30 protein-coding genes and 2 tRNA genes are annotated in these 25,938 nt (G+C 57.3%); 21 read left to right on the plus strand and 11 right to left on the minus strand.

Annotated features, from left to right (window positions below):
• The first annotated feature begins 90 nt into the window (after nt 1-90).
• The 19 genes from E4P01_RS10340 to E4P01_RS10430 all read left to right on the plus strand — a co-directional run bounded on the left by E4P01_RS10340 (nt 91) and on the right by E4P01_RS10430 (nt 14,548).
• Complete coding sequence (locus E4P01_RS10340) at nt 91-1,815, plus strand: tetratricopeptide repeat protein (protein ID WP_032878004.1); 1,725 nt, start codon at nt 91-93, stop codon at nt 1,813-1,815.
• Nucleotides 1,816-1,819: 4 nt separating this feature from the next.
• A complete protein-coding gene (lolB, locus tag E4P01_RS10345; protein WP_032878005.1) occupies nt 1,820-2,437 on the plus strand; it encodes a lipoprotein insertase outer membrane protein LolB in 618 nt (205 codons plus the stop codon).
• 1 nt (nt 2,438) lies between these two features.
• A complete protein-coding gene (ispE, locus tag E4P01_RS10350; RefSeq protein WP_032878006.1) occupies nt 2,439-3,287 on the plus strand; it encodes a 4-(cytidine 5'-diphospho)-2-C-methyl-D-erythritol kinase in 849 nt (282 codons plus the stop codon).
• A gap of 37 nt (nt 3,288-3,324) precedes the next feature.
• Nucleotides 3,325-3,399: transfer RNA gene (locus tag E4P01_RS10355), tRNA-Gln, on the plus strand.
• Between the two features lie 46 nt (nt 3,400-3,445).
• Complete coding sequence (locus E4P01_RS10360) at nt 3,446-4,387, plus strand: ribose-phosphate pyrophosphokinase (RefSeq protein ID WP_003208392.1); 942 nt, start codon at nt 3,446-3,448, stop codon at nt 4,385-4,387.
• A 138-nt stretch (nt 4,388-4,525) separates the two neighbouring features.
• Nucleotides 4,526-5,131 (plus strand): 50S ribosomal protein L25/general stress protein Ctc, encoded by a 606-nt coding sequence (locus tag E4P01_RS10365; protein WP_005784612.1) that lies wholly within the window; start codon nt 4,526-4,528, stop codon nt 5,129-5,131.
• Nucleotides 5,132-5,298: 167 nt separating this feature from the next.
• Nucleotides 5,299-5,883, plus strand: coding sequence for an aminoacyl-tRNA hydrolase (gene pth / locus E4P01_RS10370; protein ID WP_005784610.1), 585 nt, complete (start codon nt 5,299-5,301; stop codon nt 5,881-5,883).
• Nucleotides 5,884-5,905: 22 nt separating this feature from the next.
• Nucleotides 5,906-7,006: a redox-regulated ATPase YchF gene (ychF, locus tag E4P01_RS10375; RefSeq protein ID WP_216090715.1), complete on the plus strand. Its 1,101-nt coding sequence runs from the start codon at nt 5,906-5,908 to the stop codon at nt 7,004-7,006.
• A gap of 321 nt (nt 7,007-7,327) precedes the next feature.
• Nucleotides 7,328-8,251, plus strand: coding sequence for a sigma 54-interacting transcriptional regulator (locus tag E4P01_RS10380; protein WP_078820235.1), 924 nt, complete (start codon nt 7,328-7,330; stop codon nt 8,249-8,251).
• Between the two features lie 240 nt (nt 8,252-8,491).
• A complete protein-coding gene (locus E4P01_RS10385; protein ID WP_143508404.1) occupies nt 8,492-8,689 on the plus strand; it encodes a type III secretion protein in 198 nt (65 codons plus the stop codon).
• A 118-nt stretch (nt 8,690-8,807) separates the two neighbouring features.
• On the plus strand, nt 8,808-9,179 hold the full coding sequence (locus E4P01_RS10390) for a type III secretion protein (RefSeq protein ID WP_078820234.1): 372 nt from the start codon (nt 8,808-8,810) through the stop codon (nt 9,177-9,179).
• Nucleotides 9,180-9,181: 2 nt separating this feature from the next.
• Complete coding sequence (gene sctJ, locus E4P01_RS10395) at nt 9,182-9,982, plus strand: type III secretion inner membrane ring lipoprotein SctJ (protein WP_032878009.1); 801 nt, start codon at nt 9,182-9,184, stop codon at nt 9,980-9,982.
• Between the two features lie 13 nt (nt 9,983-9,995).
• Complete coding sequence (locus E4P01_RS10400) at nt 9,996-10,577, plus strand: type III secretion protein (RefSeq protein WP_228309320.1); 582 nt, start codon at nt 9,996-9,998, stop codon at nt 10,575-10,577.
• Complete coding sequence (sctL, locus tag E4P01_RS10405; RefSeq protein WP_032878011.1) at nt 10,555-11,148, plus strand: type III secretion system stator protein SctL; 594 nt, start codon at nt 10,555-10,557, stop codon at nt 11,146-11,148. The genes E4P01_RS10400 and sctL overlap by 23 nt, the downstream gene beginning before the upstream one ends.
• An 88-nt stretch (nt 11,149-11,236) precedes the next feature.
• Nucleotides 11,237-11,452, plus strand: coding sequence for a hypothetical protein (locus E4P01_RS10410; RefSeq protein WP_032878012.1), 216 nt, complete (start codon nt 11,237-11,239; stop codon nt 11,450-11,452).
• Nucleotides 11,453-11,845: a hypothetical protein gene (locus tag E4P01_RS10415; protein WP_032878013.1), complete on the plus strand. Its 393-nt coding sequence runs from the start codon at nt 11,453-11,455 to the stop codon at nt 11,843-11,845.
• Nucleotides 11,846-11,859: 14 nt separating this feature from the next.
• A complete protein-coding gene (gene sctC / locus E4P01_RS10420; protein ID WP_216090714.1) occupies nt 11,860-13,986 on the plus strand; it encodes a type III secretion system outer membrane ring subunit SctC in 2,127 nt (708 codons plus the stop codon).
• The gene (gene hrpT / locus E4P01_RS10425) at nt 13,983-14,186 is read left to right on the plus strand and encodes an HrpT family type III secretion system protein (RefSeq protein ID WP_078820232.1); all 204 of its coding nucleotides are present in this window, start codon (nt 13,983-13,985) and stop codon (nt 14,184-14,186) included. The genes sctC and hrpT overlap by 4 nt, the downstream gene beginning before the upstream one ends.
• Nucleotides 14,183-14,548, plus strand: coding sequence for a hypothetical protein (locus E4P01_RS10430; protein WP_032878015.1), 366 nt, complete (start codon nt 14,183-14,185; stop codon nt 14,546-14,548). Before hrpT ends, E4P01_RS10430 begins: the two co-directional genes overlap by 4 nt.
• On the opposite strand, the gene sctU is transcribed toward E4P01_RS10430, so the two are convergent.
• Genes sctU through E4P01_RS10485 form a run of 11 tightly spaced genes read right to left on the minus strand, consistent with a single transcriptional unit; the run spans nt 14,549 to nt 24,695 of the window.
• Nucleotides 14,549-15,646 carry a type III secretion system export apparatus subunit SctU gene (gene sctU, locus E4P01_RS10435; RefSeq protein ID WP_032878016.1) on the minus strand — a complete coding sequence of 366 codons (1,098 nt, stop codon included), beginning with the start codon at nt 15,644-15,646 and terminating at the stop codon, nt 14,549-14,551.
• Complete coding sequence (gene sctT, locus E4P01_RS10440; protein WP_216090713.1) at nt 15,643-16,431, minus strand: type III secretion system export apparatus subunit SctT; 789 nt, start codon at nt 16,429-16,431, stop codon at nt 15,643-15,645. The genes sctU and sctT overlap by 4 nt, the downstream gene beginning before the upstream one ends.
• Before the next feature lie 10 nt (nt 16,432-16,441).
• Nucleotides 16,442-16,705, minus strand: a complete 264-nt coding sequence (gene sctS / locus E4P01_RS10445; RefSeq protein ID WP_014716816.1) for a type III secretion system export apparatus subunit SctS — start codon at nt 16,703-16,705, stop codon at nt 16,442-16,444.
• A 7-nt stretch (nt 16,706-16,712) separates the two neighbouring features.
• Entirely contained in the window at nt 16,713-17,366 is a 654-nt protein-coding gene (sctR, locus tag E4P01_RS10450; protein ID WP_078820229.1) for a type III secretion system export apparatus subunit SctR, read from the minus strand.
• Nucleotides 17,363-18,376, minus strand: a complete 1,014-nt coding sequence (locus tag E4P01_RS10455; RefSeq protein WP_216090712.1) for a FliM/FliN family flagellar motor switch protein — start codon at nt 18,374-18,376, stop codon at nt 17,363-17,365. The genes sctR and E4P01_RS10455 overlap by 4 nt, the downstream gene beginning before the upstream one ends.
• Nucleotides 18,373-18,831: a type III secretion system HrpP C-terminal domain-containing protein gene (locus E4P01_RS10460; protein WP_078820228.1), complete on the minus strand. Its 459-nt coding sequence runs from the start codon at nt 18,829-18,831 to the stop codon at nt 18,373-18,375. The genes E4P01_RS10455 and E4P01_RS10460 overlap by 4 nt, the downstream gene beginning before the upstream one ends.
• Nucleotides 18,828-19,256: a YscO family type III secretion system apparatus protein gene (locus E4P01_RS10465; protein WP_032878023.1), complete on the minus strand. Its 429-nt coding sequence runs from the start codon at nt 19,254-19,256 to the stop codon at nt 18,828-18,830. Before E4P01_RS10465 ends, E4P01_RS10460 begins: the two co-directional genes overlap by 4 nt.
• Nucleotides 19,243-20,601 carry a FliI/YscN family ATPase gene (locus tag E4P01_RS10470; RefSeq protein WP_290443038.1) on the minus strand — a complete coding sequence of 453 codons (1,359 nt, stop codon included), beginning with the start codon at nt 20,599-20,601 and terminating at the stop codon, nt 19,243-19,245. Before E4P01_RS10470 ends, E4P01_RS10465 begins: the two co-directional genes overlap by 14 nt.
• Entirely contained in the window at nt 20,598-21,503 is a 906-nt protein-coding gene (locus E4P01_RS10475; RefSeq protein ID WP_216092218.1) for an FHA domain-containing protein, read from the minus strand. Before E4P01_RS10475 ends, E4P01_RS10470 begins: the two co-directional genes overlap by 4 nt.
• Before the next feature lie 37 nt (nt 21,504-21,540).
• Nucleotides 21,541-23,634 (minus strand): type III secretion system export apparatus subunit SctV, encoded by a 2,094-nt coding sequence (gene sctV, locus E4P01_RS10480; protein WP_032878025.1) that lies wholly within the window; start codon nt 23,632-23,634, stop codon nt 21,541-21,543.
• On the minus strand, nt 23,631-24,695 hold the full coding sequence (locus E4P01_RS10485; RefSeq protein WP_078820226.1) for a TyeA family type III secretion system gatekeeper subunit: 1,065 nt from the start codon (nt 24,693-24,695) through the stop codon (nt 23,631-23,633). Before E4P01_RS10485 ends, sctV begins: the two co-directional genes overlap by 4 nt.
• 263 nt (nt 24,696-24,958) lie before the next feature.
• On the opposite strand from E4P01_RS10485, the gene E4P01_RS10490 reads away from it, so the two are divergent.
• Together E4P01_RS10490 and E4P01_RS10495 are read left to right on the plus strand one after the other, a co-directional pair.
• On the plus strand, nt 24,959-25,510 hold the full coding sequence (locus E4P01_RS10490; protein ID WP_078820225.1) for an RNA polymerase sigma factor: 552 nt from the start codon (nt 24,959-24,961) through the stop codon (nt 25,508-25,510).
• A gap of 239 nt (nt 25,511-25,749) precedes the next feature.
• A tRNA-Met gene (locus E4P01_RS10495) sits at nt 25,750-25,826 on the plus strand.
• Nucleotides 25,827-25,938: the final 112 nt, after the last annotated feature.

A 25,938-nucleotide genomic window follows, 5' to 3' on the forward strand; every position in this document is an offset into this window, starting at 1 on the left:
CCTATAAAGGCCTCCACTGAGACTCGGTTATGTTTGGCCGAAGGCTTGTGTCATGATGATCCGACCGCAGGTTAGTCGTCCTCTTCCTATATGAATAGATCTTCCGCGTTGCTCCTTGCTTTTGTCTTTCTCAGCGGCTGCCAGGCCATGGCACCCGTGTCGCCGGAGGCTACGCCGCCGGTAGAAGACACCTCCCCCGCCCCTGAAAAGCCCAAGGTTTATTCCTCGTTCAGTGAAGAAACGATCTACAGCCTGCTGACCGCGGAACTGGCCGGCCAGCGTAATCGTTTCGATATTGCGCTGGATAATTACGTGACCCAGGCCATCAACACCCAGGATCCGGGCATTTCCGAGCGTGCGTTTCGCATCGCCGAATACCTGGGCGCCGACCAGGCTGCGCTGGATACGTCGCTGATCTGGGCAAAAAATGCCCCCGATGATCTGGAAGCCCAGCGCGCCGCCGCCGTGCAACTGGCGCGCGCGGGCCGCTATGACGACTCTATGGTCTATATGGAGAAAGTCCTGCAGGGCAAGGGCGATACGCATTTCGACTTCCTGGCACTGTCGGCCGCCGACACCGATCAGGACACCCGCAATGGCCTGATGAAGAGCTTCGACCGCCTGCTGCAAAAGCATCCGAAGAACAGCCAGTTGATTTTCGGCAAAGCCTTGCTGTTGCAACAGGATGACGAAGCCGACGCCGCACTCAAATTGCTTGAGCAGAACCCGCCGGAAGACGGCGAGATCGCGCCGATCCTGCTGCGAGCACGCCTGCTGCAGAACCTCAACCGCGGCAAGGAAGCGATTCCTCTGCTGGAAAAAAGCATCAAGAAATACCCGGACGACAAGCGCCTGCGCCTGACTTATGCGCGAATGCTGGTTGAGCAGGACCGCATGGAAGACGCCAAAGTGCAGTTCGCCAACCTGGTCCAGCAATACCCCGACGACGACGAACTGCGCTATTCGCTGGCCCTGGTGTGCCTGGAAGCCAAAGCCTGGGATGAGGCCAAGGGCTACCTGGAACAGTTGATTGAACGTGACAGCCATGTCGACTCGGCGCACCTGAACCTGGGCCGCATCGCTGAAGAACGCAACGACCCGCAGGCCGCCCTGCTCGAGTACGCCCAGGTCGGCCCCGGCAATGACTACCTGCCCGCCCAGTTGCGCCAGGCCGACATCCTGATGAGCAATGGCCGTACCGACGAAGCGGAAAAACGCCTGGCGGCGGCCCGCGATGCCGAGCCGGACTACGCCATCCAACTGTACTTGATCCAGGCCGAGACCTTATCGGCCAACAAGCAGGGCGAACGCGCCTGGAAGCTGCTGCAACAAGCTTTGTTGCAATATCCCGACGATTTGAACCTGCTGTACACCCGCGCCATGCAGGCAGAAAAACGCGATGACCTGGCCCAACTGGAAAAGGACCTGCGCCTGATCATCAAGCGCGACCCGGATAACGCCATGGCACTCAACGCCCTGGGTTACACCTTGTCCGACCGCACCACGCGTTACGCCGAAGCCAAGGTACTGATCGAACAGGCCCATGCGCTCAACCCTGAAGACCCGGCTGTACTCGACAGCCTGGGTTGGGTGAATTACCGCCTGGGCAACCTCGACGAGGCCGAGCGCTTGCTGCGCCAGGCACTGGAGCGCTTTCCCGATCAAGAAGTTGCCGCGCACCTGGGCGAAGTGCTCTGGGCCAAGGGCAAGCAACGCGAAGCACGACAAATCTGGGAAAAATTCCTCAAGGAACAACCCGAAAGCCCAATCCTGCGCGGCACCATCAAGCGCCTGACCGGATCCGAGACCCTTTAAGCTTATGTTCTTGCGCCACATTATCGTTTTCAGTTTTATCGCCCTGCTCGCCGGTTGCGCGGGCGTAGGCACCCGTGAATCCGTTGAAGGCCAGGGCAACCCGGCGCAATGGCAACAACACAAGGATCAGCTCAGCAGCATCGACGGCTGGCAGATCGAGGGCAAGGTCGGGGTTCGCGCGCCGAAAGATTCCGGCAGCGGCACCCTGTTCTGGCTGCAACGCCAGGATTATTACGACATTCGCCTCTCGGGCCCGCTGGGCCGGGGGGCGGCTCGCCTGACGGGCCGGCCGGGGCAGGTGAGCCTGGAAGTGGCCAACCAGGGCCGCTATGAAGCGACCTCCCCGGAGGAACTGCTGGAGCAGCAGATCGGCTGGAAGCTGCCTGTCTCGCATTTGGTCTGGTGGGTGCGCGGTCTTCCGGCGCCCGAGAGCAAAAGTCGCCTGAGCCTCAATGGCGACAGTCGCCTTGCCTCCCTGGAGCAGGACGGCTGGCAGGTGGAGTACCTGAGCTACGTGCAACAGAACGGCTATTGGCTGCCCGAGCGCATCAAGCTGCACGGCACCGACCTTGATGTCACGCTGGTGATCAAGGACTGGCAACCGCGCAAGTTGGGGCAATAACGTGACAGAACGCCTGACCCTGCCCTCGCCTGCGAAACTCAATCTGATGCTGCATATTCTTGGTCGCCGTGAAGATGGCTATCACGAGCTGCAGACCCTCTTTCAGTTCCTCGACTATGGCGATGAGCTGACCTTCGCCGTACGCGACGATGGCGTGATCCAGCTGCACACCGAATTCGAAGGCGTGCCCCACGACAGCAATCTGATCGTGAAGGCGGCGAAAAAACTTCAGCAACAATCCGGCTGCCCGCTCGGGATAGATATCTGGATCGACAAAATCCTGCCCATGGGCGGAGGTATCGGGGGCGGGAGCTCGAATGCTGCAACGACGTTGCTGGGGCTGAACCACTTGTGGCAACTGGGCTGGGACCACGATCGCCTGGCTGTGCTGGGCCTGACGCTGGGCGCGGACGTCCCGGTTTTCGTGCGCGGCCACGCCGCGTTTGCTGAGGGCGTAGGGGAGAAACTTACCCCTGTAGAGCCCGAAGAACCTTGGTATGTCGTGCTTGTGCCGCAAGTATCTGTAAGTACAGCAGAAATTTTTTCAGATCCGTTGTTGACACGTAACTCTTCTCCCATTAAAGTGCGCCCCGTTCCCAAGGGAAACAGTCGAAATGACTGCTTACCGGTTGTAGCAAGGCGTTATCCAGAGGTACGTAACGCTTTGAATTTGTTAGGTAAATTTACCGAAGCAAAATTAACCGGAACTGGAAGTTGTGTGTTTGGGGGCTTCCCAAGCAAAGCTGAAGCTGATAAAGTCTCGGCCCTTCTTACAGAGACCCTTACAGGGTTTGTAGCAAAGGGAAGCAACGTTTCGATGTTGCATCGCAAGCTGCAAAGTCTGCTCTAAAAGGAATCGAGTGTTAGGCACTCGTTGCAACAGATACAGGGGCGTCGCCAAGCGGTAAGGCAGCAGGTTTTGATCCTGCCATGCGTTGGTTCGAATCCAGCCGCCCCTGCCATTTTCTAATACTCATCCAGGTTACCCTCAGCCTCTAGGTACTGCGCGTGTCCAAGATGATGGTCTTTACGGGGAATGCCAACCCCGATCTGGCTCGACGTGTCGTACGTCAGCTGCATATCCCTCTCGGTGACATCTCTGTCGGTAAGTTTTCCGACGGCGAAATTACAGCCGAGATCAATGAAAATGTCCGCGGTAAAGACGTCTTCATTATTCAGCCGACCTGCGCTCCGACCAACGATAACCTGATGGAACTCGTCGTGATGGCTGATGCCTTCCGCCGCTCCTCAGCGACTCGAATCACAGCTGTAATCCCTTACTTTGGTTATGCCCGTCAGGATCGCCGTCCGCGTTCCGCACGTGTGGCTATCAGCGCGAAAGTCGTTGCTGACATGCTGACCGTGGTAGGCATCGACCGTGTTCTCACGGTTGACCTGCACGCTGACCAAATCCAGGGTTTCTTCGATATTCCGGTAGATAACATCTACGGCTCCCCCGTTCTGGTGGATGACATCGAAGACCAGCGCTTTGAAAACCTGATGATCGTGTCCCCGGACATTGGTGGCGTCGTGCGTGCACGGGCCGTTGCCAAATCCCTGGGCGTGGACCTCGGGATCATCGATAAACGCCGTGAAAAAGCCAATCACTCTGAAGTGATGCATATCATCGGTGATGTCGAAGGGCGTACCTGTATTCTGGTTGATGACATGGTCGACACCGCCGGCACCCTGTGCCACGCGGCGAAAGCCCTGAAAGAGCACGGTGCTGCAAAAGTCTTCGCCTACTGCACACACCCTGTGCTGTCGGGCCGAGCGATCGAGAACATCGAGAACTCCATGCTGGACGAACTGGTGGTGACTAACACCATCCCGTTGTCCGCTGCTGCTCAAGCCTGTTCGCGTATCCGTCAACTGGATATCGCACCGGTAGTTGCCGAAGCGGTTCGCCGCATCAGCAATGAAGAATCGATCAGCGCGATGTTCCGTTAAGGGTCAAACCTTCGGAGCACCTCACTGACGAAAAGCGCCCCGCCCCAACATACTGTTGGGGCGGGGCTTTTTTGCCCATATCGCCTTTAGCGCTGGTCGCAAACGCTGGGGCGAATGTGGTTATTTTGGAGATACAACATGAACGATTTTACTCTGAATGCTGAAGTGCGTTCCGACCTGGGGAAAGGTGCGAGCCGCCGCCTGCGTCGTCTCGCAAGCCTGGTTCCAGCTGTAGTTTACGGTGGCGACAAAGCCCCTGAATCCATCAGCATGCTGGCCAAAGAAGTTGCCAAACTGCTCGAAAACGACGCTGCCTACAGCCACGTTATCGAACTGAACGTTGGCGGCAAAAAGCAGAACGTTATCATCAAGGCCCTGCAGCGCCACCCTTCCAAGGGCCACGTACTGCACGCTGACTTCGTACGCGTCGTAGCCGGTCAGAAACTGACCGCTATCGTGCCTGTGCACTTTGTTGGCGAAGAAGCTCCAGTCAAGAAAGGTGGCGTTGTTTCTCACACCACTACCGAGCTGGAAGTAAGCTGCCTGCCGAAAGACCTGCCTGAGTTCATCGAAGTCGACCTGTCGGCTGCTGAAATCGGCACCATCATCCACCTGTCCGACCTCAAGGCCCCTAAAGGCGTTGAGTTCGTTGCACTGGCTCACAACGACGACAAGGCTGTTGCCAACGTCCACGCGCCACGTGTTGTAGCAGAAGATGAAGCCGGCGAAACCGCTGCCGAGTAATCCACTCTGCAACGAAGGAGCTTGAGGGAACATCGCGGACCGAAACGTAGCGAGAAAGCGGGCAACAACGCGAAGTTTATCTCTGGATAAGTGAGCTCCTGTCGTCCACTTTCGCCGCACACTGGTGTAGCGATGTTATCCACAACTCCAAAGGAAGGGCCCCTGTCGTGACTGCCATTAAACTGATCGTTGGCCTGGGAAATCCAGGCGCCGAATACGAACAGACCCGGCATAACGCGGGGGCCCTTTTTGTTGAGCGCATCGCCCACGCCCAAGGCATCAACCTTGTGGCCGATCGCAAATATTTCGGCCTGACCGGGCGCTTTTCGCACCAGGGTCAGGATATTCGTCTACTGATTCCCACCACCTACATGAACCGCAGCGGCCAGGCTGTCGCGGCGCTTGCGGGCTTCTTCCGGATCAAACCCGAAGAAATCCTGGTGGCCCATGACGAACTGGACCTGCCACCCGGCGTTGCCAAGCTCAAGCAAGGCGGCGGACACGGCGGGCACAATGGCCTGCGCGACATCATCGCGCAGCTGGGCAATCAGAATACCTTTTACCGTCTGCGGCTCGGCATTGGCCACCCAGGCGTTGCCAGTATGGTTTCAAATTTCGTCCTGGGTCGTGCGCCACGCGCCGAACAGGAAAAACTCGATGCCAGCATCGATTTTGCCCTCGGCGTGCTGCCGGATATCTTCGCCGGTGAATGGAACCGCGCGATGAAAAACCTGCACAGCCAGAAGGCCTGACTTTTACCCGAGGGGAAACACCATGGGATTCAATTGCGGCATCGTCGGCCTGCCCAACGTCGGCAAATCCACCCTGTTCAACGCCCTGACCAAGTCCGGTATTGCGGCGGAGAACTTCCCCTTCTGCACCATCGAACCCAACAGCGGCATCGTGCCGATGCCGGACCCACGCCTGGAGGCACTGGCAGCGATCGTCAACCCCAAGCGCATCCTGCCGACCACCATGGAATTCGTCGACATCGCGGGCCTGGTCGCTGGCGCATCAAAAGGCGAAGGCCTGGGCAACAAGTTCCTGGCCAACATCCGTGAAACCGATGCCATTGCCCATGTGGTCCGCTGCTTTGAAGACGAGAACGTGATCCACGTCTCCAACAGCGTCGACCCCAAGCGCGACATCGAAATCATCGACCTGGAACTGATCTTCGCCGACCTCGACAGCTGCGAAAAGCAACTGCAGAAAGTCGCGCGTAACGCCAAAGGCGGAGACAAGGACGCAGTGGTCCAGAAAGGCCTGCTGGAGCAGTTGATCGCGCACTTCACTGAAGGCAAGCCGGCACGCAGCCTGATGAAGAACATGGGCACCGATGAGAAGGTTGTGATCAAGGGCTTCCACCTGCTGACCACCAAGCCTGTGATGTACATCGCCAACGTCGCCGAAGACGGCTTCGAGAACAACCCGCTGCTCGACGTGGTCAAGGCCATTGCCGAGGAAGAAGGCGCCATTGTTGTTCCGGTATGCAACAAGATCGAAGCTGAAATCGCCGAGCTCGATGACGGCGAAGAAAAAGATATGTTTCTTGAGGCCCTGGGCCTTGAAGAGCCTGGCCTGAACCGTGTGATCCGCGCCGGCTACGAGATGCTCAACCTGCAGACCTACTTCACCGCCGGTGTCGAAGAAGTTCGCGCCTGGACCGTCAAGGTTGGTGCTACCGCGCCACAAGCTGCCGGCGTGATCCACACCGACTTCGAAAAGGGCTTCATCCGCGCCGAAGTGATCGCCTACAACGACTTCATTCAGTACAAGGGTGAAGCCGGCACCAAGGAAGCCGGTAAATGGCGCCTGGAAGGCAAGGAATACGTCGTCAAGGATGGCGATGTAATGCACTTCCGTTTTAACGTGTAAGTACAACCCGCGGTATTGACTGCGGGACCAGAAAAAGCCGATGCATTGCATCGGCTTTTTTGTGGGCGAGCGCTTATGAAAAAAGACTTATATCCAAAAAAAATAGATTCTCAGAATATTCCTACTTACCAAACAACCGATTAACCCCGCACTTATTCCTGCGACCAACAAGCCTTAACTTACCATCATTTTCCTACATCACTCCTCCGCTTAAACCTCTCTACACCGAGTGACAACTTTTATAATCTACGCTCTACTGAAATGGCGCTTGCACACCGTATTTGCAACAGTGAAGTAATAGCGAACAGGGAGTATCAATTCATGTCGACCTACGTCCAGAAGGATAATAAAACAGACGTTTCACTCATCGAAGGTCCGGAAATTGAAACCACGCTTAACAACACTGCCGCGCTCAACGTTGACATTCTGTTGCTGGGAGAAACCGGCACCGGAAAAGACACTCTTGCACAGCGGATTCATCGTTTATCGGGGCGACGCGGTAATTTTGTTGCCGTGAACTGTGCGGCAATCCCAGAAAGCCTCGCGGAAAGCCAGTTGTTCGGTGTCAACAGCGGGGCTTATACCGGGGCAATACAATCAAGGGCTGGATTCGTCGAAGCAGCCCACCTGGGTACCCTATACCTGGATGAGATCGACAGCATGCCCCTGAACCTGCAAGCCAAGCTCCTGCGCGTGCTGGAGTGCCGTGGGGTGGAACGCCTGGGCTCGACTCGGCTGATCTCCGTGGACATGCGCGTCATCGCATCAGCCCAGCAGTCGCTGCAAATCATGGTCGAACAAGGCGCCTTCAGGCGTGACCTCTACTTTCGTTTGAATGTGGTCAACATCGAGCTCCCCGCCCTGCGATATCGGCGCGAACGCATCATCCCGTTGTTTCTGGAAATGGTTCAGGAAGAAGCGGAGCAGTTCAAATGCAGTGCCCCATCGCCTCCTGACAGCCTGCTGCATCAACTGCTCTGTCACTCCTGGCTGGGTAATGTGCGCGAACTACGTTCGACGGCGAAACGGTTCGTCTTGGGCCTCCCGCCGCTCTCAACTCCCGCCTGCAGACAGCAACCACTTCAGACGGACCTGAAGACACGCCTCCAACAAATTGAAAAAGCATTGATTGAAGAATCCATGTACCGCCACCACCACTGTGTAGATACCGTAGCAATTGAACTGGGGGTCGCTAAGCGCACGCTGTATTACAGGATGAAACACTTGAATATATCACTGGCATAAGCTCAATCATTCCTCTCACAGCTAATAAGTAGGCCATAAAAACCCTGTATCGCCAAAGACCTGATCAAACAACCACTCAAGAAAACAATTAGTTACATCGCGACCTGGAAACATCTGGAACGCATTACTAATACGGGCCACACAGTTGTTGCCAGAAGCAAATCTCTGTAACACGTAGATGTTCCGTGATTTGACCGATGGAAAAATAAAGACCCCAAAAACCCATAGTAGGATTTCTATATGATTGTTGGCGCAGGAAGTGGTACAGGCTCTATACCGCAGACATCTTCAGGGAATATGGTTGGAGCTGGAGGCGCGAACGAGGGCTCAGCCGAAGCTATCTTCGAGAAAATGAAGGCTGATGCAATAAAAAATGGCTGGAAGAGTGCTGAAGTAAAAAATATTCAAGCATTGATCCGGTCGGGCTCAGGCCAATAATCGCGAGGTGATCGATTACCTTTCAGGCTTTGCAGCCCGAAAGGTAATCATCCAACCGGCCCGACAGAGCATTTTAGTGCTCTAGAGCCGCTATCCACCCTGAATGAGTAGACACTCCATGCAAATAGTAAACGACCGCTTTTCACAGAAAAGCAGCAATACCGAACACGACCGTAAGCCACCGGAACAATCGGCAGGCGGTACGGACGTCAGTTTTTTCACGTCACTGTTCGAAGGCTCCCATCCCACAAGCACAATCTCTGCCAAGCCTGAAGGCTCACTTCTTTTGACAGAAGCATCAAAGCACCTGAGCAACTCAAGAGATGGCTTCGCAAAAATAATCCGCTCAACCAAAAAGGGGATTGATGTTGAGGCCATAGGAAATTACCCACGCGAGTTACATAACGCACAACTTACAACACAACTGATGGTGAAATGTCTTGCCAAGACAACGCAGTGCATTGACAAGATCAGCAACATGCAGTCTTGAGCATGAATAACTCTCTGCTTGTCGCTTTAGTTTTGAGTATGACTTTTATATTGAGCGGATGTGGTGACCGGGTAGAACTGCATCGCCAACTGTCCGAACAAGAAGCCAATGAGGTTGTAGCCGAATTGGCTGATAAACATATTCGCGCGCAAAAGGTACCGGCCAAAGACGGGGTCGTCGTAACGGTTAATACAAGCGACATCGGGCGCGCCGTACGTACCTTGGAAGCCGCCGGCCTTCCCCGGCTCGCCCGGACCACTATGGGGGATACCTTTCGCAAGGAAGGGGTAATTTCCACCCCTCTGGAAGAGCGTGCCCGCTACATTTATGCCTTATCTCAAGAGCTTGAAACCACGTTATCCAAGATCGACGGCGTGATCGTCGCACGTGTGCATGTGGTATTGCCTGAACGCATAGCGCCAGGAGAGCCGGTCCAACCCGCATCCGCTTCCGTATTCATCAAGCATGATCCACGCCTGGACCCCGACAACATTCGCGCCCGGGTCCGCAGAATGGTGGCGAGCAGTATCCCGGGGATGACCACCGCAGTGGATAACCCGCAAAAACTCACGGTGGTGTTTGTACCGGCCTCCACTTATCAGGAACAACAACGCCTGGTGTATTTCGGCCCCTTCCTGGTGCCCGGCGACGATCTCGGATTCTGGCGATCCAGCATCATGATCTTGCTGCTCGGTCTGGCTTCGGCCGTGGCAGCCATGATCTTCCTGCAAGCGCGGCGCAAGCGTCCTCATCTGGAGCCCGCGCTTACAGGAAACTCAACGGGGCCAACGCATGGCACCTAGACCCGATCATCTGATGCGTGAACAACTGGCCTGGGCTCAATGGTGGGCTTTTCCCTGGAAACAGGCCCACGAAGACTGGAGAGGCGACAAGTATCGTGCGATTGAAAGGCTTTTTTATAGCGGTCGGTCAGCGCCAGAAGACCTTACGGGTTTTGTCGCCTGCTTGCCGGCTGCACCTCATGCCACTGTGCTTCGGTTGGCCCTGGCCTCCACGGACCAACTCAACCTGGCGCTGGCATTGGCCAACCACACGTTCAATCCTCAGGCAGCATCACCCTTGAGTGAAGATCATCATGAGTGGTGCATGCGCCTCTCCATGGCGCTGCACCCTTCCATGCTGCCCCCACATTCCGATCCGCTGCGACTACTTCATAGCTGGGTTGAGCCCGCTACCTGGCAGCGCCTTCGATTGCGTTTCCCCCGTACACGTGTGAGCGAGGCTGAAACAGCAGACGCCCCACTCGAAAGTGCGAGCAGCCGATTGAACACCCTCTGGCAGGCCGTCGTCTGGCGCGTCGCAAGCATGGCGAGCGACAACATGCCCCTGTCTCGCAAGGATGAGGAAAGCAGCGATGTTATGCCGACATACTATTGAGTTACGCAAGGACGCATCCGGCACGCGAGCCAACCTTATCCCGCGCGAAGAGCTAGCCAATTGGGAACAGGCCAACCATCTCTTGAGCCACGCCAATGCCCAGGCCGACGAATTGATACGTATGACCGAAAAAAAATGCGAGGCCATGCTTGAACAAGCCTCACTGGAAATCTGGCAACGCGCCGACGCTCAACTCAAACAATGGGAACGTGACCGTCAATCAATGTGCGACAACCTTGAACACTACGCGACCGCCATCACCAACCAAGCCATTCGCTGTCTGCTCGACGAGACAACTGCCCCGCAACGGCTCGCAGCGCTGTTGAAACAATTGCTGGATAGCCAAGTTCAGGAAGTCAGTGCGACGTTGCTCTGTCATCCCCATGATCTTGAGGAGATAAGGCAGGGCCTTGCCCGTCACAAGAGCAGATTCTGGAAGTTAAACGCCGACGACACGGTTCATCCTCAAACACTCGTATTGAAAACAGATGAGGGGGACTTCCGTATCAGCTGGAATGCCATGCTCGACACTTTTTTCAACCAGGGCAAAGAGTACTCGATCGAGATCTAATCCTACGAGCACAGAGACTTTATTTATATTCTCCACTCAGAACTAACTGTTTAAATTCACCCATCAACATAGCTATCAGAGGGAAATCATGGATTTTTTCAAAGAGCTGACTCATTCGATTGCCAGAAATAAAACTTCTACATACAAAGAGTTCAAGTCCGGTTTTGAAGAAAGCCTGGCGGCCGAAGACAGCGAGCGGTTTCACAATTTAGTAACGCGCAGAGAGGTCACCTTTGCGCTTTATAGTGAGCACGGTAAAACGGTCAATCAGATGCTCAAAACAACCATTGAAAGTTTTCAGTAAATGAAAGCGCTCGTGGGTGACTGGTTGAGCGGCAGGGAGGAAAAAATCGCCATATTTGAAGGTGACGACGAAGTCACCTTGCGACGTCAGGGCGACGCCGTTTTATTGAGTGTTCAACTGACCTCAGCGGTGACAGATAACTCAGCCTTGCAAGGCTGGCTGCGCCTGGGTGCTGCCAGTTTGAACCATTTTCAGGGTGCATTGGCTCAAAAAGCTGACACAGGTGCGCTATGGCTGATTCAACGTCTGCGCACCGACCGTGGTGAAGCCCACGTACTGAATTGCCTCGAGACCCTGCTGAATCAACGTGACACATGGCGCGCCATCGTTGCGCGTCTTGCTCGTCCAGCCCAAAACCTCAAACCCACCCCGCTACGTTCACGCGCGTACTAATCAGAGAACTGTCTATGCCTAACAAGACCCATAAGGGCGGCCGCTTGTGCCTTGACTCGCCTGATGCTTCATTCAAAAGAGCCCATTGGCGGAATGTGTTCCTGTTTTCCTGGCTGCTGGTTTCAACTCAAAGCGCGGTGGCGGCGATCCCCGCCGAATGGAAGAACACCGCCTACGCTTATGAAGCCGAGCATAAGCCAGTTCGGGACGTGCTCGACGACTTCGCCCAAACCTTCGGTACGCAACTGCAAATAGAGGGCCTGCTGGAGGGCACCGTCAACGGCAAGATACGCGCCAATACCCCACAATCCTTGCTCGACCGGCTGGGAGTAGAACATCGCTTCCAATGGTATCTGTACAACAACACACTCTACATCAGCACCCTGGACCAGCAAGAGTCCGCGCGCCTGGAGGTTTCCTCTGAGACCATTGCCGACCTCAAGCAGGCGCTCACTGATATTGGCCTGCTCGATAGTCGCTTCGGCTGGGGTGAGTTGCCCGAGGATGGCGTCGTGCTCGTCTCCGGACCTCGGCGCTATATCGAACAAATCAAGCAGTTCAGCAGCCAACGCCGCACCGTGGATGAAAAACAGACGGTGCTGAGCTTCCCGCTGAAGTTCGCCAATGCCGCTGATCGTCAAGTGGATTACCGCGGCCAGAAGCTGACCATTGCCGGTGTTTCCAGCATTGTGCAAGGGCTGCTGGAGCCCCGTTCAAATCCGATCTCCTCGGTGCTGAGCCAGCGCCCTTCCTCACAGCCCTCGCCTATTGCGCCGAATGTTCCCCGCTTGAGCAATCCCATGCTGGGGCAGATACTCGGTACAAACAGCAACACCATGCCATTGGATATTGGCGCCACACTCCCCCCGCGTGCACCGATACCCAGCAGCCGGATTCGCGTCGAAGCCGACATTCGCAATAACGCAGTCCTGATCTATGACCTGCCAGAGCGCCAGGCCATGTACCGCGAGTTGATCGCACAACTCGATGTGGCGCGCAAACTGGTGGAGATCGACACGATCATTCTGGATATCGAGCGTACGCAGTTGGATGAGTTCGGCGTGAACTGGGGGTTTCAGAACAGCCGGTTCCGTGCAGGTTCGTCATCCCAACAGTTGTCGCTTGAGAATCGCGAACGGTTCTATGCCGACATACGCGCCCTGGAAGCCAAGGGGCTGGCGACTATGGTTTCCAACCCGTCCGTGCTCACCCTGGAAAACCAGCCGGCGGTGATCGACTTCAACCGCACTCAATACCTGACACCAGGTCGGCAGAACGCAACCATCTTGCCGGTCACCGTGGGGACCAGCGTTCAGGTCATACCCCGCGTCATCACCAGCCGCGGCAGCCATCAGATTCACTTGGTCGTGGATATCGAGGACGGCACGTTCGACGAATCCAACCCCAACCGTAACCTCAGGGACCTGGATGTTCGCCGCGGTAACGTCAGCACCCAGGCCGTCATGGCGGAAAAGCGCTCTATGGTTGTAGGCGGCTTCCACGTCACGGAAAGCACCGACAGGCAAAGCAAGGTGCCACTGCTGGGTGATATCCCGTTGCTGGGCAAGGCGCTGTTCTCTTCCAGCGAAAGGCAGAACAATCGGCGTGAACGCCTTTTTATCATCACGCCGCGCGTCATCGGCGACCAGGCCGATCCGTCTCGCTATTTACCCCAGGCAGATCAGGCCCAATTGCAGGCGGCGCTGGCACCGCTGGCCAGGCGTAACGCCCCTCACCAGCCGGTGATCAAGCGTAGCGACGTGATCAGTACCCTGGCGCACCTGGTGACTGGGCAAGTGCCCAAGGCCTTCAAGTTGGCGCCAATGCCTCTGGGGTTGAACACGCTGTGCAGCACCCGCGACCTGCTCGCACTGAGTACCGAGCGCAGCCAATGGTATGCAGGCCCTGAGTACAACGTTGCAGTCGTAGTACTACGCAACCAGTTCAACCGCAATGTGCGCATCGATGAAAAAGAATGCAGCAACTCGCAAACGCTTGCCGTCACCGTGTGGCCACACGCCTGGTTGAAACCGGGAGAGGAGGCCGAGGTATTTATTGCCATGCGTCCGGTGGTGAAGGATGAACACCTCAGCGTACCGCGCCCCACCCTGATTACGCCATCTCAAAAGGTCCGCCCATGAAACATCAATTGTTGTGCGTCACTCTGATCGGTGCGGCGCTGCTTGTCAGCGCTTGCACCCCAACGTGCAAAGGCGACTCCTGCTCACGCCCGCAATCGACCGCACAAAAGATGGTGATCTGGTGGCCATCTCACATGCGCGTCGAGCCCGGCCCTTCCGGGGAGCGAGCGGATTACCAGACGATATCGCTGGAACGATGAGCATCAAGGAAATACCCGACGAACCACGCCAGGTATTTCTGGAGAACCTGGTGAGCGGCGCTGCCACTCACCAGGTTCTCACTCGCGGCATCGAGGTGCGCGCGCTCAACGCGGGTAATCACCCTGGACTGGCCTTGCACATCATTCGCGAAGCGTTGCAAGCCGGGCAACTACAACGCGTATTGCAGCGCCGCTTTGAGCAGGCACAGGTGTTTGATGGCTGTTTTATCTATCTCGATACCCAGGGCGCCTTGGTGATCTGGCACGCATTGCCCTCCTCCCACTGCAATCCGGGCAGGATCCTCAGCAGGATGCTCTCGCTGGCCAATCTCAGCGCTCTGGACCCAGGCTCCAGTCGCTGATCAGCGCTGATCAAGCTCAGGCAATTCCAGCGTTTCGCGCTTGGCTTCGTCATCCAGCTCGCGCAAGGTGCGGTAGATCAACGCTACGGCCTGCAAGGTCTCGCGAGGAATGCTTGCACCCAGCTGCTTGGTATAGATCGTGCGGGCCAGCCACACACATTGAATCACCGGGACCTCGGCGACCTTTGCGCGCGCGATCAGTTTTCGCGCTTCGTCGTCCGTGCCCTTGCTGATCAGCAGGGGCAAAGGCGTCTCGCCTGGGCGGTAGTACAGCGCGACTGCAAAGTGCGTCGGGTTGACCACCAACATGTCGGCTTCTTCCAGCTTGGGCAGCTTGACCTTCGGCTCCTCTTGCGCCAATTCCTGCGCCAACTGACGGCGCTGGCCTTTCACATGCGGGTCGCCCTCCATGTCCTTGTACTCTTTGACGACCTCAACCTGTGTCATGCGCATACGCTTGGCGAAGAAGTGCTTTTGCAAAGTCAGATCGATCAGCGCCAACACTAGCAACAGCCCCAGGCAGGCATGCAGCAGGTGACGGAACAACGCGATCAGCGCCAGCAGATAACTCTGCAGGTCGCTGTTGGCAAGGTTAATCAACGCCCCCAACGCGGGCCAGACCACCACGTACACAATCAGGCCCAGTAGGAACGCCTTGGCGATGCTCATCAGCAGATTCATTAACGACTGGGCAGAGAACATCTGCTTGATCTGGCTGATAGGGTTGAGGCGATTGAAATCCATCTTCAGCGTGTCCGGCGCGAACAGCAGGCCGAACTGCATCCAACTGGCAATCAGCTTCGCGGCAATCGCAAGCCCGGCCATCAACAGAGAGAACGAGAAAAACATCACCAGGCCCTCCACCAGCACTTCTTCCAGCACCCGCGCAAACGGCTGGCCCAAGCGTGATATCGGCAACACCAGCAGTTGCTGAAAGCGTTGCAAGCTGGTTTCGGCAGTGAACAAAGCGACCTCACTGATAGCCGTCAGCGCCAGCAGCTTGCTCACATCCTGGCTCTGCGCAACCTGACCTTTCTTACGTTGGTCACGCAGCTTCTTGGCGGACGCCGGATGCTTTTTTTCCCCCGAATCACTCACGGCGCCGAGACCTTGAACAAAAGCCCCAGGTAGTGCTTAAGGTCACCCAGCTGGCTCATACGCCCGACAATAAGATCCTGTAACAGTGCGAAGTACAGCAACAAAATACCGATTCCCGCCAGGCACTTGACCGGCGGAGCCAAGGTACTCACTTGCAATTGCTGGCTGTAGACCCCCAGTAACGCGATACCGAACTCCAACAGCAACAGCACGGCAATAAAGGGCGCGGCATAAAGCATCATGTGCATGAATGTGTCACTGAGCAGCCCAACAAATACGCTCATGCCATTAGCTGCTGGAAGCGGAAACCACACGGTGGGTGGCCAGATCAGGTAACTGTCCCAGATTACCTGGGTGAGCGCGCCCAACCCCAGGATGGCCATCAGCAAGTAAATCGCCAGTTGCTTGAACATGTGCCCGATCGGCGTCGCGTCCGGCCCCAGTGACGGGTTAAGTTGGCCACCGGCCAAGGCTCCACGCTGGTTGTCCAGCAGCGCTCCCACCGACTCGAACATCCAGAACGGCATCGCCAACAACCCCCCCAGCAGCAACCCCAACGCTACCTCCTTGAGCATCAGCGCACCGAGCATCAATGCTGAATAGTCCTGCCCTGCCAAAGCAGCATGAATACCTGGAGCGGGCAACAACGCCATGACCATCACGATGGTGTGCCGGGGCAGGCCGCGCACATGTTGAAAACAAAACGCCGCTACCAGGATGCCACAGGGGTAGATACGCGCCATGCCGATCAACAGGCTGGGGAGATACTCAAGATAAAGCAGCACAGGCAACGCCTTAGTTCAGGGCCGAACGGCCGATCATTTCAAACGTCAGGTTGATCAGCTGGATCAACTCCACGCCAATCCATCGGCCCGTGAGGATCAATGTGACACCCACCGCCACTAGTTTGATACCAAAGGGTAATGTCTGGTCCTGGATCTGCATCAGCGCTTGTACCAAAGAGGTCAGCACCCCCACCACCACCGCCACGATCAGCGGCGGTGCAGACAGTACAACCACCAGCAACATGCCCTGCTTGAACAGCACGATAGGTTCCATACGCCACTCAGAGATAGGAAAGGAACAGACTGTCGAGCAACCGCGACCAGCCAGACACCAGCACAAACAGCAGCAGCTTGAGCGGCAGGGAAATGGTCATCGGCGAGACCATCTGCATACCCAACGCCAGCAACAGGTTGGAAACAATAAGGTCGATCACAATGAAGGGAATGTAGATCAGGAAACCGATCTCGAACCCCGCCTGCAATTGCGAAAGCACAAAGGCCGGGATCAGCAGGATAAGATCCTCACGCTGTACCTCCTGAGCCATTTTCGCAGGCCACAGACGTGCGGTATTGTCCAGCAGATGGGTCAGCACATCCGGGTCCACATTACGCAACATGAATGCACGCAAGGGGTTGATGGCCTCATTGCCGGTATGCAGAAACGTTTGCACGTTGCTCATGTCCAGAGGCGACGCCTTGATATTCTCGGCGATTTCGTACCCCACCGGCGCCATGATGAACAAGGTAGCCGCCAGAGCGATTCCGTTGATGGCCATGCTCGGAGGTACTTGCTGTACGCCGATGGCATTGCGGGTAATCATCAGCACAATCACGATTTTCAAGAAGGCTGTGCAGACCACCAACAGCATGGGCATCAACGACAGCGCGCCCAGAAATATCGCCAGGACGATCGGGTCCAGCCCTTGAAGTATCATCGACCGAACACCACTCGGGACAACTGCAACCCAAGGCGCCCGTCAACTTCCACCAACTGCCCCTGGCCGATGGGCCGATCACCATAAAACAGACCCGCCATGCCTGGGGCAAAGCCGGTAATGCCCAGTACCGAGCCGGGCACGAGGTTACGCAACTCCCCCAGGGTCAGGTTCAGTGTTCCGCAGCGTACGCTCAGCGTCATGCTCAATTCATCGAACGGCTCGGGGCCGAATACGTCCATTACGGGTTCATCGTCTTCATGCCCCGAGTGATGAGGTACATCTAAATCTTCGTCCACAGACACGTCCTCGATAGAAGTAAGAGTGAAACGTAACCACCCGGTGTCATCGTCAATGCCGCCATGCAGGCGCTCTCTGCCGACCGACACATAGCCGCTGCCCCGGGCCTGGAAAAAGGTCTGTTCAAGCACCAGCACATCGCCAGCTCGCAGACTGCCGGCCTGTACAATCGGTAACCGCAACCGCCCAAGGGTCACGGCAATTGCCAGTTGAAACGACAACGGCAGCGGCGCAGCCGTGGCCCGCCAGGCCCCCGCCTCGTACAACGCCAAAAAGTTTTCGGGGCTCAACCACACATAACCCTCAACCCACGATGCCCCCAGGGTCACGGTGAGGCGACAGCCAAAGCCTTTTGGTCGCGCGGTGTGTAGCAATCGCACATAACCCAACAGCGCTCGCACTTCGGGGCTCAGGTAATACTGAAACAACGTCCAGAACCAGGAATCCGGTTCGTTGTCGGCCCCTGCAAGGGTCACCGGACATTCACCCAGCAGGCTAAGCAACGGCCCCGCCTTAGCGAGCGCCAGCACACCGCACTGCGTGTCGAAGCACACCACGTCACCGCCAACAGGCGCACGTCCAGGCTCAAGCCGCAATTCACCGGCCTGACCCGCAACATGGAACGGCAGGTACAGGCCGCGGCCCAGCTGGCGGCGCGCGGCAACCCCGTCGCTCTTGATCGAAGGTAATGTCAGTAGCGGTACGATCATGGGTTGCCGACGCTTGGCAGAAGCAGGCTGACCGGCAGACCCAGCGCTTGCGTAAAACGGTCCTCACACTGTTGCCGTACGCCGCTGAGCCAGCGGGCCGTGGCGTCGTGTTCCGCTTCCAATTCAATGGCCCAGCCGCTCTGCTCTCGGCGCACGCTGGCGTTGATCCGTCCCAGGCGTGGCAAGTACAACACTGCCTGCAACGGCCACTGCGAACCGGCCAACACACGAGGCGTCAGTTGTTCGGCCAGCGCCTCGATCATGGCAATACCGGCCGCAGATTTTTTTCGCGACAAGGAGGCGCTCGTCCCTGCGCCCTCCCCATCACCCGCAAACAACCGCGTAAACAGTCGCCCTTGTTCCCACGCAACCATGCCCGCTGCTCCCGAGTCACGCTCTTCGCGGGGCTCACGCAGGGGGGGTCGTTCGGTGGGTTTATTCGCAACCTGGGTCATGTCGGCTCCTGTGCAAGCAAAAGTGATAGCTCCTGTAACTTTTCCACCTGCCGCAGGCATTCGGTGGCTTGCCTCTGGGCACTGCCAACGTGGTGTTCCTTTTCTTGCCGTTGGTTGCGCAGCGCCTCAAGCTGCCCCTCTTCGCGCTGGGTACTGGCGGATAAGGAGCGCTCCTGTGCGTTCCAGGATTTCAGGCCCGCCAAGGTCAAGAGCTGGCCCTGGTGCTGACTGAGCAACTCAGCACTTTGCCGGGCTTGCTCCTGCCGAGTGTGTTCAAGTGCATCCTGGGCCTGCTGGATATGCGCGAGCAGGGCCTGCTGCGCACGCTTGGCCTCACGCAGGGCACGTTCGGCACGATCAGCCCTGTGCCTGCGTAGGCAACGCAGCATCTGCACTTCACCGTGCAGCACATCAGAAGGGGACATAGGTCGTCAGCTCCTTGAGTTGCTCCAGCGTGACGGCCATCGGTGTCGGCTCACGCAAATCCTGGCGCAGGAAACCGTCCACCGCCTGGCGACTGTTCACGGCCAGGTCCGTCAACGCATCGCTGCCAGGCTGGTACTCGCCCAGCTTGAGCATCAACTCGATCTGCTGGTACGCCGATAACAACCGTCGCAACGCCGTGCCCGCCTGAATATCCTCTGGCTTCGCAACGTTGCTCAATATTCGTGAAAGGCTCGCCAACACATCCACCGCCGGATAGTGCCCACGCTCAGCCAATTTGCGCGACAGCACGATATGGCCGTCGAGCAATGAACGTACTTCATCGGCCACCGGATCGTTCATGGAGTCCTGCTCAATCAGCACTGTGTAGATCGCTGTGATCACGCCGTCACGGGTCAACCCGGCGCGCTCCACCAAGCGCGGCAGCAAGCTGTACACCGAAGGCGGCAGGCCTCCGCGCCCCAGGGGTTCGCCGGCAGCCAGGCCGATTTCACGCTGGGCCCTGGCGAAACGGGTCAGGGAATCGATCAGCAGCAACACCCGCTGGCCCTTGCGCCGAAAACCTTCAGCCAGTGCCGTGGCGGTAAAAGCGGCGCGGGCACGCTCCATGCTGGAGCGATCAGACGTGGCACACACCAGTACCGCTTTAGAGCGCAGTTGCTCATCGAGTTCATGGTCGAGAAACTCACGCAGCTCGCGCCCCCGCTCGCCGATCAAGCCGAACACGATGACATCGCATTCGACGTTACGGGCGATCTCGGCCAACAAGGTGGTTTTGCCACAACCGGCCCCGGCGAACAGACCGACACGCTGGCCTTCACCGAGCGTCATCAATCCATCGATGGACCGCACCCCGGTGGCCAGCGCACGGTTGATACGCGGCCGCTCGGTGGGCAAGGGCGCTTCACATAACACCGGGCTGGTATCCGGCAGTTCGGATTCGACAAATGCGCTGGCACCCTGGCCCGTAATCGGCCTTCCGAAACCGTCCAGAACCTGGCCCAGGAGCGCCTCGCTGACTTGCACTCTATGCGACACGCCCAGGCGCTCGACAGGCGCCCCCACGCGCACGCCTTCCAGGTTCCCAAGGGCACTGAGCACCGCATCCTGCTGATCAAAACCAATGATTTCAGCGAGCATGCAGTCACCCGGACCTTTTTCCACCTGGCACAAATCACCGATACGCGCCTGAGGCAGCCGGCACTGCAGCAGCATGCCGTTGACGCGCTGGATTCGCCCGCGCATGGACACCGGCGCAAAGCTGCCGAGCGCCTGGGCCTGGCGTTGCTGCCAGGCGTCCAGACGCGCTTGCTCGGAGGTACTCACCAGTGCACCTCGTAACGCTGTGCGCCATCAAAAACCACTTTGCTGTTGTCGATCAGCACCAGGCGCAAGCCGTCCACCTGATCCCCCAAAAAGAGCCGGCTACCCTCTTCCAGAACCACATGACCGTTAGGTCCGCCGACAATTTGCACGATCCTGAACGGCAAGGCGTCATCTCGCACACGTACACGACTGATCACCGGCACCATACTGTCGAATTGCTCACCAAAGCGGCTGAGCATCCGCGACACCAGCTCCACATCGTCCTGGGAAACATCGCCGTTGAGCACGACTTGACCGTTGATGACTTGCAGGTCGATCCGTTGGCTCAGCTCACGCTCGCCGAGCATTTTCAACAACTGCTGACGCACATCAAACGGTGAGCCCAATTCGTGTTTGCCAATCACCGATGGCATCAGGGAAGCCTGCGCGTCATGCTCCCCTGTCGAAACCATGCCCACCACTGCGATGACTACCGCCACCACCAGCATCAGGCTGATCAACCGCTTTTGCTGCGAGGGTGATATCGACGATAACGGCAGTGTCTGCACAGGTTGTTCCGGTGATGGCAATGCCGCAGATACCGGGGCCTCAGGCACAGGCTCAGGCCATGGATGATCTGCCAAGGCGACGCACAATCTCACGCTACCCACCAGAAAGGGCACGTTCAACGCCAGGCTCGGGATCTGCGCCAGGGCCTGGCCATCAGTCCCGTACACCAACTGCGCCTGGGCCTGCACCGACCAGTTAACGTCGCAAAACTGCAGCAGGGCATGATGCTCGGCGACCCCTGGATCGCTCAGCACCAGGTCAGCGTCCGGCTGGGCACCGATGCTCCATCGCTCGCCGAACAACGGCAACGCAGCGCCCTGGCGCAGCCCATCAAGCACGCGTAACTCATACATCATCGAGCCCTCCTTCGTACTGTCCATGGCTGCGAAATCATGCCGCTGCGCCACGCATCAATGCTTCCTGACCGAGGTCAATGCGCCCCAACACCTTGACCTTGGATGCGCTCCCCAACTCAGCGAAAGACAGCACCGGTACATGGTTGAACTCTTCGAGCAATAGAGTCCGCAAGGGGCTGCGCAAGTCCTGCGCCACCAACATCACGCTTTTGCTCTTGGCCCTCAAGGTAAAGGCCTGATTGAGCAGGTTGATAAACGCCGCGCTGTGATCCTGGTCCAACGCAAAGAACACCCCGGTCTGGGTTTGGCGCAGGGCTTCGCGCAGGATGTTTTCGCTTTGCGCAGACAACAGCCAGGCGTGCAGGCCGTCGGCCTCGCTGTACTGGTGATAGATCTGCGCCTTGAGAGCAATGCGTGCATAGTCGGCCAGGGCTTCCGGCTCACGCTCATGCTGTCCGTACTCGATCAGCGATTCGACAATCAGGCGCACCGCCCGCAGGGGGACACCTTCACTGGCCAGGCGCTGCAACACCGCAGAAAAACGCGACAGCGGCATGATGCGCTGCAGTTCCTGCACCAGTTCCGGCTGATTATGCTCAAGCCAACTCAGGATCGACTTGCTCTCCTGAATCCCCAGGAACTGTGGCCCGCTGAGCATCATCGCCTTGCGCATACGCTCCAGGATCAGGCTCGTGGCGGTGAAGCGCTCCAGTTGCGGATCATCAAGCAGCGGATCGTCAGGGGCCAACCAGAGCCAATCCTGCTCATCGCGCTCAGCCAACCCGGCGATGGCGTGCTCTGGCTCAACCTCAAGCGCCATGCGCTCAACGGCCATATGATTGACCACTGACGCCCTGACCATGGGGACTTCATGCACACAAAAGCGCATCTCATCGGGGGCCAGGGAGTCATCGAGCTCGACTTCGAACGGCGGCAATGTCAGGCCAATATTGGCGACCAGCGAATTTCGCGCCTGGCGAATCCCGTGAATCAGATTCGTCACTTCAGGCGTGCCACGCAGAACAGGGGAAAACTGCAACAGGTAAGGGCGCGACGGGTCAAAGCCGCGCAAGTCCTCTTTACCGTTCTCTTCAGGGCGAACGACTTCGGCGGCCTCGTTGGAAGGCCCTGCCTGGTGTTGACGCTGGCGCACCAGGTAGTAACCCACGCTGCCGGTGATCAGCGCGATCAGGATAAATACCAGGGTAGGCATGCCAGGGACCGCGGCAAACGCAAGCATTCCCACCGAGGCTATCACCCAACTCTTGGGCTCGCTGGTCATTTGCCGGGCAATTTCGACGCCCATGTTACTGACGCCTTTGCGTCCATCCGGCGCAACACGGGTGATGATCATGCCCGCAGTCAAAGAGATCAGCAGCGCCGGAATCTGTGCAATCAGGCCATCGCCGATCGTCAGTACCGAATACAACGCCATCGAATCGCCTGCGCTCAAGCCGTGCTGGAACATTCCTGTGGAGAAGCCGCCCAACAGGTTGACCACGACGATGATCAAGCCGGCGATAGCGTCGCCCTTGACGAACTTCATGGCCCCATCCATGGCCCCGAACAGTTGGCTCTCACGCGACAACTGCTCACGCTTGTCCCTCGCTTGCATGCCGTCAATCAGCCCTGCACGCAGATCGCTATCGATAGACATCTGTTTGCCCGGCATCGCATCCAGGCTGAACCGCGCCGCCACCTCGGCGACCCGCTCCGAGCCCTTGGTGATCACCAGGAAGTTGACCAGGGTCAGGATCAGAAAGATCACCATCCCTACCGCCAGGTTTCCCCCCACCACGAAATTGCCGAAGGCCTCGACGATGTCACCGGCGTCCTGTTCCAGCAGGATCAAGCGCGTGGTCGCAATCGACAGCGCCAAACGAAACATGGTGGTCAGCAACAGGATCGATGGGAACGATGAGAACGCCAGAGGGCCTGGTAGATAAAGCGCCAGTACGATCAACAGGCAAGATATGCAGATATTGAGCGCAATCAGAATATCTACCAGCCAGGTCGGCAGTGGCACGATAAAGATAAAGACAATGGCCATGACCACCACGGCGCCCAGCACTTCTGCGCGCTGTGCCACTTTGAGCAGCAAGCCGTTGATGGTCGACAGCAGGGTCACGTCATAACCCCGGCCAACTCAGGAAAACGCTGGGTACCACCGTCGATCCGGTTCAGCTCGTCCATCACCGCTACAAACCTGAACAAGGTTTCCTCGCGGACTCTACTGTCAGACCATAAGGCCAACGGTAACTGCCGGATAAGAGGGTAAAGCGCGTTGAGAGCTGCCAGTTGCCTGGAGGGCGAACCACTCCCCATCTCATTCCCCAACCGCAGGATTTCATCGGCGGCGATGCCGCTATCGGCGTATCCAAGCAGGCGCTGCAGCAGGGAAACGGCGTCATGATCGATGCCCAGTCGCAGGTTGAACGCCAGGCAATCGGCCAATACGGTGCCCAACTGCCCGCAACTTCGCAGGCCCAGCAGCACAGAACGCAACAGTGGGGTGGGCATCGATGACACCCGGGCCGCGATATCGTCTGCCAAGGCTTTACGCATCACATTGAGCCCTTCATAGAAGCGCTCGCCGCCGTATACGCCCAGCAGGGCTTGCATCATGGTCGCCAGCGATTGGCGCGTGACCACGCTGGCATAGTAGAGCGCGCGGAGCGCCTGGCGTTCCTGCGGGTCCGCGCCGGCTGCTTGCAATGCTACGGCAATGTTCAGGCCAGCCTGGATTTCTCCCTTGAAACGCGCCTCGAATTTGGCAATGGCTGCGCGGGCCAAGGCAGCCTCGGATTTACGCAGTTCAGCGTCCGCCTGGCCTGCCACGTGCTTGAGGACCACGAACGCACGCGCCGGGTCGCCGCCTGTGAGGTCGAGCAATTTGTCGACGCTGGCGTTTTGCAGTAACTGCATTCTGATGCGGCGAGAAACCGAGGCCATGCTCGCCTGGGCCGGATGCCCCAACTGGTCATAAAGCTGCACCAGTTGTTCCGCAGCAGGCACGCGCTGGGCCATCTGCCGCTGGGCCAGCGGAAGTTTATTGAGCTCTACTTCCTGATTGAACAGTTGGGCCAGTTCATCAACACCCTTCGCAGGCGCAGGCACGGCAGTATTGCTGATAACAGGTTGATCCAGGCGTTGGACCGTTGGCACATCGTTGCGCGATTCGACTTTCATGGACAGGCCAGTTCAGGAAGAGTGTGTCTCTGTGTGGCAAAGCCTCCCCATACGGTTCCATTGAAATTCGAGACGACGGCACGTTTGAAAATACTTGCACGGACCTCTAATCCTCACGTGCAAAAGCCTGCGTAAAAAAGCATCAATTCAAGATATTTATATATATAAATTAAGTAGTTACGTGATTTTTTCTGTTTGGCACAAGCAGTGCAATCGGGTTCCTGTCGATACGTTTCGACTGCGTCTACCTTAAGGAAAAAATCATGAATATTCCTATTGAAGCCTTAGTTCACCTTGGTGGCAATTCGCCTCAATTCATGCTTCATCTGACAGACGATCAACAGAAAAAGCTTCGCCGCTTTATTCATAAACGCGTGCTTAACCCGGAAGATGCGGATGATCTTTTGCAATTGACCTACCTGGAAGCCTGGCGTAATCGCGAACGTTTCAGCGGCACCGCAACGCTCAGCACCTGGATGTGTGGCATCGCGCAGAACCTGATCCGCAATCACTTTCGGCGCCTGTATGCCAAACCCGCACATTGCGAATTCGATGAGTCGCTGTGGCATGGCCAGGAAGACACCCACAGTCTGGATTGGGAGTTTGAGATCAACCGGCGCCTGGAAAATACCCTGAGCGCTATCGATCACTTGCCGACAGAGATGCGCAAGACGCTGTACGCTTCACTGGAAACCGACGGTAGCTATCAGGACACCGCCGACGTACTGGACATCCCTATCGGCACCGTGCGCTCGCGCCTGTCACGGGCACGCGAACAGCTCAAGCGCGTGACCCACACCCCCCTGCATCGCTAAGCTGAATTAGCCGGGCAAGCGTTGGGCGACAGGGATATCTGCCCAACACTGTCAGACTTGGCCTGATAGACGCCAATGCTCTGCATCTGCCCCCCGCTACAGAGCGCATCCGCCAGCTAGCCTCCCTGCCGCCTGTCACCCAAAGCAGCGTTTTCGGTTAAACGGTTGAAAGCGTAGAAAAAAAACTCAACAAAAAGACTTGACGCATTGCCGTTCCGAGCGAATAATGCGCGCCACTTGGCTACATAGCTCAGTTGGTTAGAGCATAGCATTCATAATGCTGGGGTCCGGGGTTCAAGTCCCTGTGTAGCCACCAAGTACTAAAAACGGCTTACCGAAAGGTAGGCCGTTTTTTTGTGCGCGTAAAAAACTCCCCAACTGTATTTTGACGCCCCCCACCCCCACTGTTAGTGTCCAGCCTCCCTAAA

The sequence above is a fragment of the Pseudomonas sp. NCIMB 10586 genome (genome assembly GCF_023127895.1).
Classification (GTDB): domain Bacteria; phylum Pseudomonadota; class Gammaproteobacteria; order Pseudomonadales; family Pseudomonadaceae; genus Aquipseudomonas; species Aquipseudomonas synxantha_A.